The sequence below is a fragment of the Acinetobacter sp. YH12131 genome, assembly GCF_013418635.1.
GTDB lineage: Bacteria > Pseudomonadota > Gammaproteobacteria > Pseudomonadales > Moraxellaceae > Acinetobacter > Acinetobacter towneri.
In genome coordinates, this window is the sequence record NZ_VPBQ01000006.1 from 24,761 (window position 1) to 43,271 (window position 18,511).

Below are 18,511 nucleotides of genomic sequence, written 5' to 3' on the forward strand. Positions count from 1 at the left end.
GTGGTGGGTATGCAAGCAGTAAAAACCGTACCTTTATATTATGGAAAAATACCTGCCCGTGGTGATTTTATAAAGTCTAAAGGGCAATCGGAACTCATTCAGCAGCTCGATCAGTGGATTAGTAATGCATTGGAACATGCCATGCAGAGCGCAGATTTTAAACAGCGTTATGCAACTTTGCCTGCTTTAGATTTTTTGATTGCCCATCCAGCAGAACCAATGTTTTTAGCTGTTAATTTAAAGGCGAGCCAAGATAGCTCGGGGCGGGCATTTCCAATGCTACTGGGTCAGTTGTTTGAGGTCGAACAGCCGAGTCAAAAGTTATTATTTGTGCCGTTTTTTTACAAAGCTATTTGGACTGATTTATTGCAACGCAATCAGGTCTTAAGCAATATCTGTGATCCCAATATGTCATTTGAACTGTTGAATCAATTGCCGAATAGGGTTCAACTTTTGAGTGCAGAAGAATACCAAGACTTTTATGAAAAACACAGCACGCATTCATTGGCACAATTAATGAAAATCAGTGTCAATGACTTGGCTCAGAGTATGATTGGGTTGGGACTTTTACTGCAACCCGTCCTCAAAAATGGCACTCGTCGTTTAAACAAAGTGATGATTTTACCGCTGAATCATCCGCGATATTGCTTTGAAATCGCAGCATTTTGGATGGGCATGATCGGGCGGTTTTTAGGCGCGCATCATACTGAAATTTTGCTGGGGATACTACATTTTGAGGCACCCATTTTGATCATTGATTTTCAGGGGGCTGATGTCATGACGCTGCGCGATCTATTTATTCAAAATATGCAGGGTGAACATTGGGTTTCTTTAATTCAAGCCACTTGGATTGATGCTTATTTAGAACAAAATGCAGGTCTTGCAACATTGGAACAATTACTTTGTCAGCGGCAGTTAAATCTTAACCAAGCCTTGAAGCTGTTTAGGCAAACTTTTTTAGATAAATAAATATGAAAAATAATCAAAAACGTATTCGCGTAAGTCTACTTATTGGCTTGTGTTTTTTAGTCCAAAGTCATTTGATCTATGCAGCGCCCATTGTTATAGAAGGTGTGGTGCCAAACGAAGCAAGTAAACAAGCCATTTTGGCGAAAATGCAAGCTGTGTATGGTGAATCGCAGGTGTTAGATAAAATTCAAGTCCGTGCAGTTGCTGCACCGAATGGTTGGGATGATTCAGTCACTCGTATGATTACAGCAGAGTTAAAAAAGATTTCTCAAGGGCAGTTACGTGTGAAAGGGACTCAAGTTGATTTGAAAGGAAAAGTGAATGCTGCTCATCAAATTCAAGCCACGACAGCAAATTTTCAGGCTTTGGTACAGCAGCCTTATCGTTTGAACACACAGCTTTCGGGGAGTCAGTATGAACAAAAAATGCTGGATGCTGCGCTCAAAAACAGGATTGTTGAGTTTGAATCGGGCAGTGCAATTTTGACTGACGTAGGGCAAAAAATTCTGGATGAAATGGCTGTGGCATTGAAGCAAGTTGGCACCCAAAAAGTGAAAATTGTTGGACATACAGACAGTTCGGGCGATGCGCATAAAAATATAGTGTTAAGCCAATCACGTGCAGGCGCGGTAAAAAATTATTTGATCGATAAAGGTATTGCGATAACGCATTTAAGCACCGAAGGTCAAGGTTCTAATCAGCCTGTCGCAGACAATACAACGCCACAAGGACGTAAGAAAAATCGACGTATTGAATTTGAGGTGCTTTGATTAGTTGATATTGAGCAAGGCGGAAGTTGAGCGTCATGTCCTGATCTTTAGAGCATCTGTGTGTAAACAGATGGCATAGAAAATAAAAACAGCATCAATCATTCAGTAATTTCCACAGTGAGAGTGCTTTGTGCAATTTAAAGCACGAATCTTGAATACATTGATCTGAAATAGAGGCTTTAAATCAACATTCGGAAGTTTTACTGCCGAAACGCGCCAAGAAAACCATTTTCCATCTAGCTGATTATGGCATTTCACAGTAGAATATGCGCTCTCTTCAAGTCACATTGTGGCATGGTCCAAAAGATCAGCCCGTGGAGCCAAAATCAGCATGTTTATCGTTGCCGGTGCACCTGCACATTCATCTTTTAAGAAAACTCAACTCTTAAACCGTTTAGCGTCAATGAGTTCTGTTCAATCTTTCGATAGCCAATGGGTTTATTTATTTGACCAAGCGCTCGACGAGCAACAACAGCAATCTGCTTTACAGCTTTTAAACGATGGTGCATCTTTTGAATTACGCCAAGCTGCAAGTGATGAAGTTCAAATTTTAGTGACACCACGTGTGGGCACAATTTCTCCTTGGTCATCAAAAGCAACCGATATTTTTGCCAACTGTAATACGCCTGTACACCGCCTAGAACGCGGTGTTTTGTTTACCTTAAAAGGTATTACAGACGTTTCAAACGAAGTAAAACAAGTTTTGCATGACCGCATGACCGAAAGTGTGTTTAACCACATTAACGATGCTGCAGCGTTATTTGTTGAAACTGAACCAAAACCTTTAAATAGCATTGATATTTTGGGTGAAGGCAAAGCGGCATTGGTAAAAGCCAACAGTGAGTTTGGTTTTGCCTTGTCTGATGAAGAAATTGATTATTTAACCGAAGCATTTATCAAGTTAGGCCGTAATCCGCATGACATTGAATTGATGATGTTTGCACAAGCCAACTCTGAGCACTGCCGTCACAAAATCTTTGGTTCTGAATGGACAATTGATGGCGAAGTACAGCCATTGTCATTGTTCCAAATGATCAAAAATACTTATAAAGAATCACCAACAGACGTATTGTCGGCTTACAAAGACAACGCTTCGGTGATTGTTGGTTTTGATACGCAGCGTTTCTATCCGAAAAAAGATGCTGCAACAGGTCACTACGTTTATAAATATAAGAGCCAAGCTGCCCACATTCTTATGAAAGTGGAAACACACAACCACCCAACTGCAATTGCACCATTTGCAGGTGCTGCGACAGGTTCGGGTGGTGAAATCCGTGATGAAGGCGCGACAGGTCGTGGTGGTAAACCAAAAGCAGGTTTAACAGGCTTTACAGTATCGAATTTAAATATTCCTGGTTTTGAACAGCCTTGGGAAGAAAACTATGGCAAGCCTTCACGTATGGCATCGCCATTACAAATTATGATTGAAGGCCCATTGGGCGGTGCAGCGTTTAACAACGAATTTGGTCGTCCTGCGTTAAATGGTTACTTCCGTACTTTCGAGCAAAACGTGAATGGTGAAGTAAAAGGCTTCCATAAACCAATCATGATTGCAGGTGGTTACGGCAACATTCGTCCAGACCATGTCGAAAAAGACCCAATTCAGCCAGGCGATTTATTAATCGTTTTAGGCGGCCCTGCGATGTTGATCGGTTTAGGCGGTGGCGCTGCATCTTCTGTAGATAGCGGAACCATGGGTGAAAATCTTGACTTCGCTTCAGTACAACGTGAAAACCCAGAAATGGAACGCCGTTGCCAAGAAGTGATTGATACATGCTGGCGTTTGGAAGATGCTAACCCAATCGTATCAGTGCATGACGTGGGTGCAGGTGGTATTTCGAACGCAATGCCTGAGTTGGTGAATGATCACGAACTAGGTGCTGTACTTGATTTGCGTAAGATTCCATCTTTAGAACCAGGCATGTCACCAATGGAAATTTGGTCAAACGAAGCGCAAGAGCGTTATGTATTGGCCATCCGTCCAAGTTCTTTAGAATTATTTGAATCAATCTGTGCGCGTGAGCGTTGTCCGTTTGCAGTATTGGGTGAAGCGACAGAAGCGCGTCATTTAACGGTTGAAGATCCACTGTTCAATAACAAAGCTGTAGATATGCCAATGCAGGTCTTGTTAGGTGGTACGCCACGCATGAGCCGTTCTTATGAAAGCATTGAGCGTCAAGGTGATGATTTTGATGCAGCTCAAGTTACTGATCTGAAAGATGCGATTTACCGTGTCATCAAGAATCCAACTGTTGCTTCTAAATCATTCCTAATCACGATTGGTGACCGTTCAATTACAGGTATGGTTGCACGTGATCAGTTGGTTGGCCCATGGCAGGTGCCTGTTGCAGATGCAGCAGTAACCACTACCAGCTTACAAGGCTTTACAGGTGAAGCAATGGCGATGGGTGAACGTCCACCTGTAGCTTTATTAAACCCTGCAGCATCTGCGCGTTTGGCAGTGGCAGAATCTATTTCCAATATCATGTCAGCCAAAATTGACCAGATCAGCGACATTAAATTATCTGCAAACTGGATGGCAGCAGCAGGTCAAAAAGGCGAAGACCAAGCTTTGTTTGAAGGTGTAAAAGCCATTGGTATGGAAATGTGTCCTGCGCTAGGAATTGCAATTCCAGTAGGTAAAGACTCATTGTCTATGCGTACCACTTGGAATGACGAAGGTGTTGATAAATCTGTAACTTCACCAATGTCAGGTGTAATTACTGCATTTGCACCAGTGACCGATGTACGTAAAACACTAACCCCTGAATTGAAAAATACCGATTCAGTATTGGTACGTATTGACTTGTCTAAAGGTCAGTTCCGTTTAGGCGGTTCAATTTTAGCGCAAGTGTATAAAGCTATTGGTTCAGTAACACCAGATGTCGATAACTTTGACGAATTCAAAGCATTCTTTGCTTTGGTACAAGACTGGAATAACCGTGGCTTGATTCAAGCTTATCACGACATTGGTGATGGTGGTTTATTGGCAACTGTAACAGAAATGATGTTCGCTTCACGTTTAGGTGTGGCGTTAGAAGATCAATCTGTTGCGGCATTGTTTGCTGAAGAAATTGGTGCAGTACTACAAATCTCTAAAGCAGACTGGGCTAACTTAGCTGCTGAAGTTGCTGCATCTACTTTGAAAGATGCGATTTCGGTAGTCGGTACAGTTAATAGCACAGACCAACTTGCTGTAAATGGCTTGGTGCTTGAACGTGCCGATTTGCAAGCGGCTTGGAGTGAAGTATCACACCAAATCCAGCGTTTACGTGACAACTCAGAAACTGCTGATCAAGAATTTGCTTTGATCACAGACAAAAACCACAAAGGCTTAATTGCTCAACCGACATTTGACTTAAATGAGCCAGTTGAAGCGCCATACATCAACACACGTCGTCCTAACATGGTGATTTTACGTGAACAAGGCGTAAACGGTCATGTAGAAATGGCGGCAGCATTTGACAAAGTCGGCTTTAACACCGTTGACGTACACATGAGTGACTTGCTTGCAGGGCGTGTCGATTTAGACGACTTTGAAGGCTTAGTGGCGTGTGGTGGTTTCTCTTACGGTGACGTATTAGGTGCTGGCGGTGGCTGGGCGAAGTCAGTCTTGTTCAACCCGAAATTACGCGACCAGTTTGAGAAATTCTTTAACCGTCAAGAAACGTTCTCACTGGGTATCTGTAACGGTTGTCAAATGTTGTCACAATTAGCACCACTCATTCCAGGTGCAGAAGCGTGGCCACGTTTCCATCGCAATACTTCAGAAGTGTTTGAAGCGCGTAGCGTTAACGTCCGTGTGGAAAAATCAAACTCTGTATTATTGCAAGATATGGAAGGCTCGATTTTACCAATCGCAGTGGCACATGGTGAAGGTCGCGTCGTTGCACCAGAAGCTAATTTGGCAGCCTTGAACGCAGGCAACCAAGTGATTTTACGTTATGTCGATAGCCACGGAAATGCGACTCAACATTATCCAATGAACCCGAATGGTTCGCCAGAAGGTATTTCAGGCGTAACTTCAAAAGATGGTCGTGCAACAATTATGATGCCGCACCCTGAACGTAATTTCCGTGCGCTTCAACATTCTTGGAAACCTGAAGAATGGACTGAAGATGGTGCATGGTTACGTATGTTCCGCAATGCGCGTAAATTTATTGGTTAAGATTTAACTCGCTTAATCTATAGCAGTCAGCCACCTTCGGGTGGCTGATTTTTTTGCTGTGAATATGCAACTTTTATATAGACGTGCATGTTTCCACCTAAATGAATCGTCGGCTTGCTGTTCAACAATTCTGCATTAATCTCAACAATCATAGTCATCCTAGACAACTCAAGCTATCATAAACAAGCAAACACACATGGGATGGCGTTATGAAAATCATTGCAGATGAAAATCTGGCATATACCGATTATTTCTTTGCAGATTTGGCAGAAATAGAGCACAAGGCTGGACGCCGTCTAACGCATCAAGATGTGCAAGATGCTGATGCGCTGCTAGTTCGTTCCGTCACCCAAGTGAATGCAGCATTGATTCAACAGACCGCGCTTCAATTTATTGGCAGCGCGACCATTGGCACAGACCACCTTGATATCCCAGCCATCGAGCAGCAGGGCATTGCATGGTCAAATGCGGCAGGTTGTAATGCGCAGGCGGTGAGTGAGTATGTGATTACCGCATTGCTTCATCTCGAGCCTGAATTACTACATGCCAATCAAAACTTTAAACTTGGCATTATTGGACTGGGCAATGTCGGCTCGCGCTTGGTCAAAATGGCACAATTATTAGGTTGGGATGTCATCGCATACGATCCATTTGTGCAGTTGCCCAATGTGCAGCAATGTGACTTAGATGCACTATTACAACAGGCAGATGCAATTTCCATTCATGTGCCATTAACAGAAACTGGTGAACATCCTACTCATCATTTAATTAATGCAGCGCGTTTGGCATGTATGAAGCCTCAAGCCATTCTGATTAATTCAGCGCGTGGGCCAGTGGTAGAAGAAGCGGCTTTAATGCAGGATATTCAACATACTCAGCGTTTAGTGGTATTAGATGTTTTTGAATATGAACCTGAAATCTCTGCAGAATTATTAGATTTGCTTGCTTTGGCAACCCCGCATATTGCAGGGTATAGCCTAGAAGGCAAGGCACGCGGCACACAAATGATTTATCAGGCTTTTTGTGAAAATTTTGGTTTAGATGCCACAAAACAATTTGAAACTCAATTGCCAAGCTGCGCGCAATATTTCAAAACCCAAGATTTGAAAAATAGTCTGCATGCACATTTAAGTCAAATTTATGATATTGCACAGGATGATGCCAATTTACGTGCCTGTGTCAAAGCGGGCAAAGTTGAGCAGCAGGCTTTTGATCATTTAAGAAAAACCTATCCTCTGCGTCGTGAATGGGCAGCACACGGAGGCCCGCAAGCATGAGTTCAAATCTCCAATATCAACCAACTTGCGACTTAAACAGCATGCGCGCACGTGCACAATTGTATGCACAAATACGCCAGTTTTTTGCGGAACGTGAAGTACTTGAAGTTGAAACGCCAATTTTGTCACAGGCAGGAGTGACAGATGTGCATTTGGCTTCAGTGCAAGCACAGCGCCATGTGCAGGGCAAATTGCATACGCACTATTTACAGACCTCACCTGAATTTGCCATGAAGCGTTTATTGGCCAGTGGTAGTGGTGCTATTTATCAAATTTGCAAAGTCTTTCGTGATGATGAGCATGGACGTAAACACAACAGCGAATTTACCATGTTGGAATGGTATCGTCCCGAATTTAGCCTGAAAGAGCTTATGTTTGAGGTGACAGATTTACTTAATCTGACGTTAAAACAACGCTTTGGCGAAGTACGTCCAACAGTGTTGAGTTATAAACACGCATTTATGGATCGTTTGGATTTAAATCCTTTACAGGCAAGTCTGCAACAATTGAAAGACTGCTGTCATCGTGTGGGTTTGCATCTGGATTTGGGTGATGACCGTCTAGGCTACATCGACCTATTGTTTTCACATTTTGTAGAACCAAGTTTGGGCTTTGATGCTCCTGTATTTTTAACCGATTTTCCACCTGAATTAGCATCTTTGGCTAAAACCAGAACAGATGATGATGGGGAATTGGTCGCAGCCCGTTTTGAGCTATATATCGAAGGTTTAGAGCTTGCCAATGCCTATGATGAATTGATTGATGCTACTGTGCTGCGTTCTCGTTTTGAAGCCGATAATGCAGAACGCGCACAACTTGGTTTACATGTGATGCCAATTGATGAATATTTATTGGCTGCGTTGCCGAACATGCCTGAATGTTCAGGTATCGCCTTGGGCATAGATCGCTTATTGATGATTGCAACTGAGCAGATGCGTTTAGAGCAAGTGATTAGCTTTCCTGCGCAGCTTGCCTAAAAGCAAAAGACAGTTTCTTATTTCAAGAAGGATTTATTTGAGCTAAAAAGCCGTAGCTTCTATATTTTAGAAGATTACGGCTTTTCGATCAGAAATTTAGGCTGACTTAAATAGGTTAAGAATGATAGATCAAAGAACGCATGTAATGACGTTCTATAGACCTAAATAGCCTAAGCAGTAGCAGCCAAGTGACGTGCCTTTAATTGCTCAATCGCTTTAATGCGTCGTTCAATCAGCATTTCACCAATATCGGGGCCTTGGACATCGGCAGGTAAGTCTTGCGCCTTAATGCTGCGTACCACTTGAATCGCTTCCAAAATATAGCTCGCTTGCGGATAGTCACGATCTTCCAAACCTAAACGCCCACGAGAGTCACATTCACAGGCTTGTACAAAGGCTTCTACACGCTCAGGACGACGCAAGACATCCAAACGCTGTAATAAGCGCCATAACGTGCCAGGCTTTAAGCTCAATGCTTGGTGGCATTTTAAATGCTCTTTACATACAGCAAGTGCAAGTTGTTTGGTATTGGTCGGTACGCGCAGGCGTTCACACACTTCCGTTACAGGTCGAATCCCACGTTCTTCATGCATAATGTGCCGTGGTAATTCATCGGCAGGGGTCAAGGCCTTGCCTAAATCATGCAATAACACTGCAAAGCGTACATCGAGTGAGTAATTGGCACGACAGGCTTGTTGTAGTGACATCATGGTGTGCACACCACTGTCAATTTCAGGGTGATATTCAGGACGCTGTGGAATACCGAATAAAGCATCTAATTCAGGAAATAAAACTTTTAAAGCACCACAGGCACGCAATGTTTCAAAATAAACATCGGCACGTGCTTCCATTAAGGCACGTGAAGTTTCTTTCCATACGCGTTCAGGTGTCAGCGCATGTAACTCACCAGATTCTGCCAACTCTTGCATTAATAACAAGGTTTCAGGTGCAACCACAAAGCCTAAAGCATGATAACGTGCTGCAAAACGAGCAATACGCAGCACCCGTAACGGGTCTTCTACAAAAGCATTGGAAACATGGCGCAGCACTTTATTGCACAGATCTTGCTGTCCACCGTAAGGGTCGTAGACATTGCCATCACTATCCATTGCCATGGCGTTAATGGTTAAATCACGACGGATTAAATCTTCTTCTAAGGTCACGCTTGGGTCGGTATGAAATTCAAAACCGTGATAACCGTGTCCAGATTTGCGCTCAGTGCGAGCAAGTGCATATTCATCTTTGGTTTCAGGATGAAGAAAAACAGGGAAGTCTTTGCCCACAGGTTGAAAGCCTTGAGCCAAAAGTTGTTCGGGCGTTGCGCCAACGACAACATAATCTTTTTCGTGATAGGGATGCCCGAGTAAGTGATCTCGAACTGCACCGCCTACTAAATAAACTTGCATGAAAAAACCTCTATTCTTCAAGCAATCATGCTACAGAATAGAGGTTTTCTCAAGTCTATAATTCTGAGTCAGTCACTCAGAAATATAGGTTTATGCTTTAACTTGTGCTGTTTGTTGAATTTCAGCAACAGTGAGGGCAGTCATATTCACAACACGACGTGTCGTTGCAGTCGGAGTCAAAATATGTACAGGTTTTGCTGCACCTAACAAGATAGGGCCAATCGTAACATTGTTACCTGAAGTCGATTTCAACAAGTTAAATGAAATATTGGCAGCATCTAAGTTCGGCATAATCAACAAGTTTGCAGAACCTTTGAAGCGTGAGTTCGGGAAAGCAAAATGACGGATATTTTCGTCTAATGCTGCATCACCGTGCATTTCACCTTCAACTTCAAGCTCAGGTGCAATCTCACTCAAGATTTCAAAGACTTTACGCATTTTTTGTGCGCTAGAGTCTTGTTGGTCAGAACCAAAACTTGAGTGAGAAAGTAGAGCAACGCGTGGTGTCATACCAAAACGGCGTACTTCTTCAGCCGCTAAAAGTGTCATTTCAGCCAACTGTTCAGCAGTTGGGTTTGTGTTGACATAAGTGTCGGCAATGAACAAGTTGCGATCTTCAAGCATCAATGCGTTAAGGGTAAAGAAGTTAGTACGACCTTCTTTTAGACCAATCACATTTTTTACGAAATCAAGGTGAATGTCGTAGCTTGAATAAGTACCACATAACATACCATCGGCTAAACCATGCTTCACTAACATTGCTGCAATGAGGGTAGAGCGACGACGTGCTTCACGCTGCGCGTATTCAGGTGTAACGCCTTTACGCTGCATGATGGTGTAGTAATCATCTGCAAATTTTTCGTAGTTAGGGTTGTTTTCCTGGTCTACTATTTCCATATTCACGCCATGTTCAAGACGTAAACCTAACTTTTTGATGTTCGCTTCAATTACTGAGGTACGACCTACAAGGATTGGTTTAGCCAAGCCTTCATCCACTGCAATTTGTACTGCGCGAAGGACGCGTAAGTCTTCACCTTCTGCATAAGCAATACGTTTAGGATCAGTTTTTGCTTGAGCAAAAATAGGCTTCATCATAAATGCCGAGTTATATACAAACTCAGACAAACGCTGACGGTATGCAGAGAAGTCTTGAATTGGACGACTTGCTACACCTGAATCCATTGCTGCCTGAGCAACTGCAGGTGCAATTTCAAGAATTAAACGCTGATCAAGTGGGCGTGGAATTAAATAGTCACGACCAAATGATGCAGATTTTTCACCATAAGTTGCTGCATCTGCTTCAATGTGTGCCATGCGTGCAATTGCGTGTACACAAGCAATTTTCATTTCTTCGTTGATGGTAGTTGCGCCAACATCTAATGCACCACGGAAAATATACGGGAAGCAAAGTGCGTTGTTAACTTGGTTCGGATAATCCGAACGACCTGTTGCCATAATCACATCTGGACGTACTTCATGCGCATGTTCAGGCAAGATTTCTGGGTCTGGGTTAGCCAAAGCAAAGATAATTGGATTTTCAGCCATTTCTTTGACCATAGCTTTGGTCAAGATACCCGCTGCAGAAAGACCAAGGAACATATCCGCACCGCTAATTACATCAGCAAGTTGCGTTCCTTCAATGTCTTGCATATAGCGTTTTTTCGAGTCATCCAAACCTTCACGTTTGGTGGTGATTAGACCACGCGAATCCGCAACAATGATATTTTCTTTTTTCGCGCCCAATGCACATAACAGGTCTAAACAAGACAGTGCGGCTGCACCTGCACCTGAAGCAACGATTTTGATTTCTTCAATTTTCTTGCCGTTAAGTAACAAGGCATTGAGTAGGGCAGAACCTACAATGATTGACGTACCGTGTTGGTCATCGTGGAACACAGGAATATTCATGCGTTCACGAAGTTTTTGCTCAATGTAGAAACATTCTGGCGCCTTGATGTCTTCAAGGTTGATACCACCAAAAGTTGGTTCTAATGCTGCAACAATATCTACAATTTTGTCTGGATCATTTTCAGCAATTTCGATGTCAAATACATCGACACCAGCAAACTTTTTAAAGAGTACGCCTTTACCTTCCATCACAGGTTTAGACGCCAAAGGACCGATATTACCTAAACCTAATACTGCTGTACCGTTACTAACGACAGCAACCAAGTTACCGCGAGCGGTATAAAGTGCAGCTGTTGAAGGATCACGTTCAATCTCTAAACATGGTGCTGCGACACCTGGTGAGTAAGCGAGCGCTAAGTCACGTTGGTTGACCAGCTGCTTACTTGGAGTAACGCTGATTTTTCCTGGTGTTGGAAATTCGTGATAGTAAAGTGCCTGCTGTTTTAATGATTGATCGTCCATCTGAATCTCGTGTGTGACAAGTTGGCCAGCGATGCTGGTGGTTTTTTTATGAATCTTATCGAATATACCATTACTTGCCCCCTTAGCACAGACGTCACTGTTTATTTTTAGAACAAACTTAGAGCTTTTGGGTCTAGTTTCAGATTAAGGAGCGATAAGCGCGCGATACTAAATTGGCTTTTAGAAATTGGGTCGCTTCACTTTCAGGCAAAGGCCTAGAGAATAAATACCCCTGCGCAATATCACAATTTAAATTCTGCAAATATTGCAGTTGTTGCTCAGTTTCAATCCCTTCAGCCACCACACTCATGCCCATGGCTTTGCCCATAGCAATCATGGCACTAACAATGGCTTCTTGTTTGGTATTCCCAATTTTAGAAACAAAGCTACGGTCTATTTTTAAACTGTCAATTGGGAAGTCTGTTAAGTAAGAAAGTGAAGAATAGCCTGTACCAAAATCATCTAAGGCGATATGAATATCACGTTGTTTAATTTCATCTAATAAAGACTTCACGGTTGTGGAGTTTTCCACTAAAGAGGATTCGGTAATTTCTAATTCTAAGCTTGCACCTGAAATTTGATAGGTATTAATCGCATCATCTAAATCTTGCAGCAATTGACCACGTTGCAGTTGTTGTGCAACTACATTAACCGATACTTGGATATGATCAAAACCTAACAGATTCCATTCACGAATTTGCTTGGCAGTTTGTTGAATTACAACCCGACCAATATCGGAAATTAAACTGGTTTGTTCAGCAATAGGAATAAATAGGTTGGGTGGAATAATGCCTTTGGTTGGATGCTGCCAGCGCACCAATGCTTCAAACCCGATCACCTGATAATTATGGAAATCAATTTTAGGTTGATAATATACAATTAATTCATCATTTTTAATGGCTTGGCGTAAGTCACGCTCTAAATGTACATCCTGCTCTAGCAGTTTGGTGTTGTCTAAAGTGTAATATTTAATGGTATTGCCACCTAAACGCTTAGCCTCAGACAAGGCTTGTTCAGCACAATTATTTAGATAATCCAACTGGCGTCCATGTTCAGGATAGAGGGAAACCCCCATCGATAGGGTAATAATATGTTCTTGTCCCTGTACATTAAACGGCAAATTAAAGGCTTTGGTGATACGTTCACAGTGCTCTTCGATTGAAGGGCGAATATGAGAAATTTCATAAACAATTGCAAAATCATCGCCATTTAAGTGTGCAACAAACAGCGCTTCGGCATTGGTGATACGTAAACGCTGCGCCACTTGGCGGAGTAATTCATCGCCACCATTATTGCTTAAATATTCGTTTAAAGGTCTGAAACGGTCAATATTGAGTCGAATGACCGCCAATTGCTGCAATGAATCTTGCTGTGAAATAAGATATTGATGTAGTTGATAATTATAATAAAAACGATTGGGGAGATCGGTCAGCGCATCATAATTTTCTAAATAGGATAAACGCTGTTCTTGTAGTTTATGTTCGGTTAAATCAGACACAATTCCAATATAATTAATAATACGGTTTTGCTCATCTTTGACTGCATTGATATGCATACGAACTTCTAATTCTTTTCCTGAGCGGAATTTTATATTCCTTTCAGTATGATATTCACCCTTGCTGAGTAATTGTTGAACAATTTCCTCTTGTGTCATGCGTGGATTTGCTTTGTTGGATTTGACTAAATCAAACAGATATTTACCTATAATATGATCACGTTGAAATCCACTCATTTGTGCATAGAATGGATTGCTTTCAATATAGCGCAGGTTTTCATCTAAAATAAAAATACCTTCAGCTGCTTGTTCAAGTACGCTAGCAGTGAGTTTTAAGCGTTCTTGTGCAATCCGTTCTTGGTGAATGTCACGGCGAACCCCGACCATGCGTAAAGGTTTATTGGTGACAGGATCACGCTCAATTACCCGCCCAATATCTTGCACCCAATACCATTGACCTGAATTATGTTGAATGCGATAAGTGGCTTGATAGCGTTCTGTCTGACCACGTAAATGCTCTTTCATGGTTTGATGAAGGTGTGCAATATCATCACGGTGAATTAATTGCTGTAATTTATTCAGATGCTTTTTGGAATTTTTTAAACGAGTTTGCTGTGAGCCAGTGCCAAAGACAATGCTTCTTTCTCGGATATTCCAGTCCCACGCTTTAATACCTGCGGCTTCATGTGCCAAAATTAAACTATGTTGTTGATTGATTAAATCTTGGTGCGTTTGTTCTAAGTCAAAGGTACGTTCTCTTACTTTTTGTTCTAGCATTTGATTGTTAAATTGCAGTTGAAGTTCAATATCTTTGGACTTGTTCATTTCAACTTGTAATTGTTGGCAGAGTTGATCTGTCCAGCCGACTTGTTGCTCTGCGGCTTTTTTGAGTTGGTCGTTCTTAAAATAGACGCTCGATAAACGACGATGCATGTGCATTGAAGTATTGGCACAAATCAGTAAGGTAATTAAGGCAAAATTTGTCGCGAGAAAAAAGAAAGCGGAAGTTTCGGAGTGAACTAAAAACTGTGCGACAATATAGGGTGTAATCACTGGAATGAATACCCAGCAAAAATAACTCAAGCGCTGCGTTAAAAAGGTGAGGGCAAAGGTTTGACTCACAATAATTAATAAGGCCGCTAAAATAATCGCTTCATAGTTGCTCAGTTCAGGGTTTTGCTGAGGTAAAAAGTAATACAGTAAACTTACCCCAACCGCGATTGCTGTTCCGATCAAGAAACACACCAATTTTAACCAACGATGTGCTTGTTGGAGTTGATATTGTCCCACTTTAAAGTGAACTGCTGTGAGCAGTAAACACGAACCAATGGTCAGTTCAGTGAGAATAAACCAGATATTGAGGTAGGGTGATGAATGTGAGAAAGAAATTTGATAAATAAAAAACACATACAGGCAAACAATCAGGATGCTGACCAAAAAGAATCGAATAAGCCGAATGGTATTGGTGATTTGCGCAGCATCTAAGTATTGCTGCAACAATTCATCTTGAGCGTCTGACATACTTCCCCAAAATCTAGTTAAATGATTCCAACATTTATATTTTCTTAAATAACATCACGTTCATGCATAAAATATTGCTGTTTTGTGTTTAAATTTTATGCAAATTTTTTAATATATTGTTCGAGATTAATCCTGTACTTTATAAATTGCAATGTTATTGGCAATCGATTTCTGTAAAAACGGATAAATTACTCGGCCAAGCGATAATTTAAGAGAGCTAAAGCAACCACAGGTGCGGTTTCAGTGCGTAATACCCGAGTACCAATACACCAGTTTTGAAAGCCAACCGCATTGGCAGCGCTAATTTCTGTTTCGCTTAAACCACCTTCAGGCCCAATTAATAAAGCCAAATCTTTACTGACATTGTTTAGCACATCTACTTGATCTTTATTCGGTGCTAACACTAATTTGGTGGTAGGAAGGTCACTATTCAGCCAGTCCTCTAAACGTAGTGGGGCTAAAATTTTCGGTACGATATTCATGCCACATTGTTCACAGGCTGCAATGGCAATGCCTTGCCAATGATCTAATTTTTTTTGATCGCGGTCATATTTTAAGCGCATTTCACAGCGTTCAGAGGTGAGCAACTGAATGTTAGTCACGCCAAGCTCTACCGCTTTTTGAATCGCATAATCCATACGATCGCCTTTGCTCATTACTTGTCCTAATAAGGCGCTAAAGCTTGGGATGCGATTGTCTGGATTAAAACTTTTAATCTGCACTTGCGCTGTTTTTTTGGTAACTTCAACCAGTTCCACTTCATATTCACCACCTTGCCCATTGAACAAGGTGGCGGTTTCACCGACTTGTGCGCGTAGTACTTTCACCCAGTGATGAAATACTGTTTCAGTCAGTTCAACTTGTGTATCTACTGCTAATTCAGCCTCAATATAAAAACGGGGCATAGGGATTACTCGTTCAAGTCAATAAATATGAAAAATACAGCTTAAGCCAAACCAAGATCTGTCACTAATTGACGAGTCGGTTCGGTGTTGTTCATGGTGTAAAAATGCAAACTTGGTGCACCACCTGCAATCAGGCGTTCGCACAGTTTAATAATCACTTCATGACCAAAGGCTTTGATTGAAGCTGTGTCATCACCATAGGTTGCTAATTGCTTACGAATCCAGCGTGGAATTTCTGCACCTGTACCATCTGCAAAGCGAATTAAATTGCTGGCATTGGTAATCGGCATAATGCCAGGCGCAACAGGAATATTCACACCTTGCTTTTGAATACGTTCTACAAAGTAAAAGTACGCATCTGGATTAAAAAAGAACTGGGTGATGGCAGCATTGGCACCAGCATTTATTTTGGTGACAAAGTTTTTAATGTCTTGATCAAAGTGGTCTGCTTGTGGATGCATTTCAGGATAAGCCGCAACTTCAATGTGAAAATGATCACCTGAATGTTCACGAATAAAACGCACCAAGTCAGACGCATACGGCAATTCGCCTAAACCAACTTGACCTGAAGGTAAATCACCACGCAAAGCCACAATGCGGTCAATGCCTTGTGCTTTATAAATATCAAGCAATTCAGCAATACGCGCTTTGTCATCACCAATACAAGACAGGTGCGGCGCTACAGGTGTGCCTTTGCCATTGAAGTCGCTAATGGTCGATAAAGTACGTTCACGAGTAGAACCACCTGCACCATAAGTGATAGAAAAAAACTCTGGATTTAAAAGTTGTAATTCTTGATGCACAACTTTGAGTTTTTCTGCACCTACATCGGTTTTAGATGGGAAAAATTCAAATGAAATAGGAACTTGTTTGGTCATGATTAAATCCTTGTTATAAATACTTATTTATATTTTTTCACCTCTCCTAAATCCTCTCTTGCGCTGGGTTTAAAAGCAATGCTTTAAACTTGCTCAGGAGAGGACTTACCCTCGAATACATTCATTAAACAATGAATCATTCCCTCTCCCTATGAGAGAGGGTTAGGGAGAAGGATTAAAAACTTAGTATTTATAAGCATCCGATTTAAACGGACCTTCAACAGCTACACCTAAGTAGTCCGCTTGTACTTGAGTCAATTGTGTTAATACACCACCAAAACCAGCAACCATTGCAGCAGCAACTTCTTCGTCTAGTTTTTTTGGTAAGATTTCAACACGAATTGCCGCTTGTTTTTGATCGGCAGGAAGATCGGCAAATTTCTCTGCAAATAAGTGCATTTGTGCCAATACTTGGTTAGCAAATGAACCATCCATAATACGTGATGGGTGACCTGTTGCGTTACCCAAGTTCACTAAACGACCTTCAGAAAGCAAGATTAAATAATCGTTTTCGTTTTCTGAACGATACACTTGGTGTACTTGTGGCTTCACTTCAACCCACTTATAACCACGTAAGTAGTTGGTGTCGATTTCAGTATCGAAGTGACCAATGTTACATACAACAGCGCCTGCTTTAAGTGTATCTAGCATTGCTGCGTCGCACACGTGATAGTTACCTGTTGTAGTCACAATCAAGTCAGTATTTTCTAAAAGCTCTAGGTTGACGTCTGCTTTATTGCCTGTTTGTACGCCATTCTTGTACGGAGATACAACTTCGTAACCATCCATACATGCTTGCATTGCACAAATTGGGTCAATTTCAGAAACACGAACAATCATGCCTTCTTGACGTAAAGATTGTGCAGAACCTTTACCTACATCACCATAACCAATAACCAATGCACGACGACCAGACAATAACATGTCTGTACCACGTTTAATCGCATCGTTGAGTGAGTGACGGCAACCGTATTTATTGTCGTTTTTAGATTTAGTCACAGAGTCGTTGACGTTAATTGCAGGCACTTTTAAAGAACCATCTTTCCACATTTCAATTAGACGTTGTACGCCCGTAGTGGTTTCTTCAGTAATGCCGTGAATGCGCTCTAATAATGCAGGATATTTCTCGTGAACAAGTGCAGTTAAGTCACCGCCATCGTCCAGAATCATATTGGCATCCCAAGGTGTGCCGTTTACATTAATTTGTTGCTCAAGACACCATACATATTCTTCCTCAGTTTCGCCTTTCCAAGCAAAAACAGGCACGCCAGATGCTGCAATTGCTGCCGCAGCATGGTCTTGAGTAGAGAAGATGTTACAAGATGTCCAACGAACTTCTGCGCCTAATTCAACCAATGTTTCAATTAAAACAGCAGTTTGAATGGTCATGTGGATACAGCCGAGAATTTTCGCGCCTGCAAGTGGTTTTGCAGCTGAGTAGCGTTTACGCAAGCCCATAAGGGCTGGCATTTCTGCTTCTGCAAGTTTGATTTCTTTACGACCAAAATCAGCTAGTGTGATATCGGCAACTTTATAATCTGTAAATGAAGCATTAACCGCGTTCATCACGATCTCCTTATAAAAAACAATTGATCATTCAGTTCGCGGATGCCGTTTCTTGCATAGCAAACGCGTTGCTATGCTGGTCGAGCCTGGCGATTTTACATTTCGTGCCTGTAAAACGTCGCAGCATCCCTCGACTAGCGCGATATTGTACTTGGAAATTGATTCAGTTCCAATCATGTTTTGTTTATTATCACTACAAACATATTTTT

12 protein-coding genes are annotated in these 18,511 nt (G+C 41.8%); 5 read left to right on the top strand and 7 right to left on the bottom strand.

All coding sequences use genetic code 11. From position 1 onward, the window contains the following. Positions 1-9: 9 nt before the first annotated feature. The 3 genes from tagF (at position 10) to purL (ending at position 5,907) form a co-directional block, all read left to right on the top strand. A complete protein-coding gene (gene tagF / locus FTU66_RS06225) occupies positions 10-969 on the top strand; it encodes a type VI secretion system-associated protein TagF (protein ID WP_180008699.1) in 960 nt (319 codons plus the stop codon). 2 nt (positions 970-971) lie between these two features. Beyond that, positions 972-1,739: an OmpA family protein gene (locus FTU66_RS06230; protein WP_180008701.1), complete on the top strand. Its 768-nt coding sequence runs from the start codon at positions 972-974 to the stop codon at positions 1,737-1,739. A gap of 331 nt (positions 1,740-2,070) precedes the next feature. Next, entirely contained in the window at positions 2,071-5,907 is a 3,837-nt protein-coding gene (gene purL, locus FTU66_RS06235) for a phosphoribosylformylglycinamidine synthase (protein WP_179988931.1), read from the top strand. 26 nt (positions 5,908-5,933) lie between these two features. On the opposite strand, the gene FTU66_RS13640 is transcribed toward purL, so the two are convergent. After that, on the bottom strand, positions 5,934-6,059 hold the full coding sequence (locus FTU66_RS13640; protein ID WP_004972740.1) for a hypothetical protein: 126 nt from the start codon (positions 6,057-6,059) through the stop codon (positions 5,934-5,936). A gap of 57 nt (positions 6,060-6,116) precedes the next feature. On the opposite strand from FTU66_RS13640, the gene FTU66_RS06240 reads away from it, so the two are divergent. Together FTU66_RS06240 and epmA are read left to right on the top strand one after the other, a co-directional pair. Then, a complete protein-coding gene (locus FTU66_RS06240) occupies positions 6,117-7,184 on the top strand; it encodes a 4-phosphoerythronate dehydrogenase (protein ID WP_004972744.1) in 1,068 nt (355 codons plus the stop codon). Beyond that, positions 7,181-8,161 (top strand): EF-P lysine aminoacylase EpmA, encoded by a 981-nt coding sequence (gene epmA, locus FTU66_RS06245; protein WP_096902381.1) that lies wholly within the window; start codon positions 7,181-7,183, stop codon positions 8,159-8,161. Before FTU66_RS06240 ends, epmA begins: the two co-directional genes overlap by 4 nt. Positions 8,162-8,331: 170 nt before the next feature. Here the strand turns inward: epmA and FTU66_RS06250 are convergent, their stop codons facing one another. The 6 genes from FTU66_RS06250 to ahcY all read right to left on the bottom strand — a co-directional run bounded on the left by FTU66_RS06250 (position 8,332) and on the right by ahcY (position 18,302). Beyond that, on the bottom strand, positions 8,332-9,567 hold the full coding sequence (locus FTU66_RS06250) for a multifunctional CCA addition/repair protein (RefSeq protein WP_004972751.1): 1,236 nt from the start codon (positions 9,565-9,567) through the stop codon (positions 8,332-8,334). Positions 9,568-9,657: 90 nt separating this feature from the next. Continuing rightward, entirely contained in the window at positions 9,658-11,937 is a 2,280-nt protein-coding gene (locus FTU66_RS06255) for an NADP-dependent malic enzyme (protein ID WP_004972754.1), read from the bottom strand. A gap of 139 nt (positions 11,938-12,076) precedes the next feature. Then, a complete protein-coding gene (locus FTU66_RS06260; RefSeq protein ID WP_180112486.1) occupies positions 12,077-14,953 on the bottom strand; it encodes an EAL domain-containing protein in 2,877 nt (958 codons plus the stop codon). Between the two features lie 188 nt (positions 14,954-15,141). Next, positions 15,142-15,858: a 16S rRNA (uracil(1498)-N(3))-methyltransferase gene (locus FTU66_RS06265; RefSeq protein WP_004972758.1), complete on the bottom strand. Its 717-nt coding sequence runs from the start codon at positions 15,856-15,858 to the stop codon at positions 15,142-15,144. 41 nt (positions 15,859-15,899) lie between these two features. Further along, positions 15,900-16,736, bottom strand: coding sequence for a methylenetetrahydrofolate reductase [NAD(P)H] (metF, locus tag FTU66_RS06270; protein WP_180112487.1), 837 nt, complete (start codon positions 16,734-16,736; stop codon positions 15,900-15,902). A 183-nt stretch (positions 16,737-16,919) separates the two neighbouring features. Continuing rightward, complete coding sequence (gene ahcY, locus FTU66_RS06275; protein ID WP_004972762.1) at positions 16,920-18,302, bottom strand: adenosylhomocysteinase; 1,383 nt, start codon at positions 18,300-18,302, stop codon at positions 16,920-16,922. Positions 18,303-18,511 lie beyond the last annotated feature (209 nt).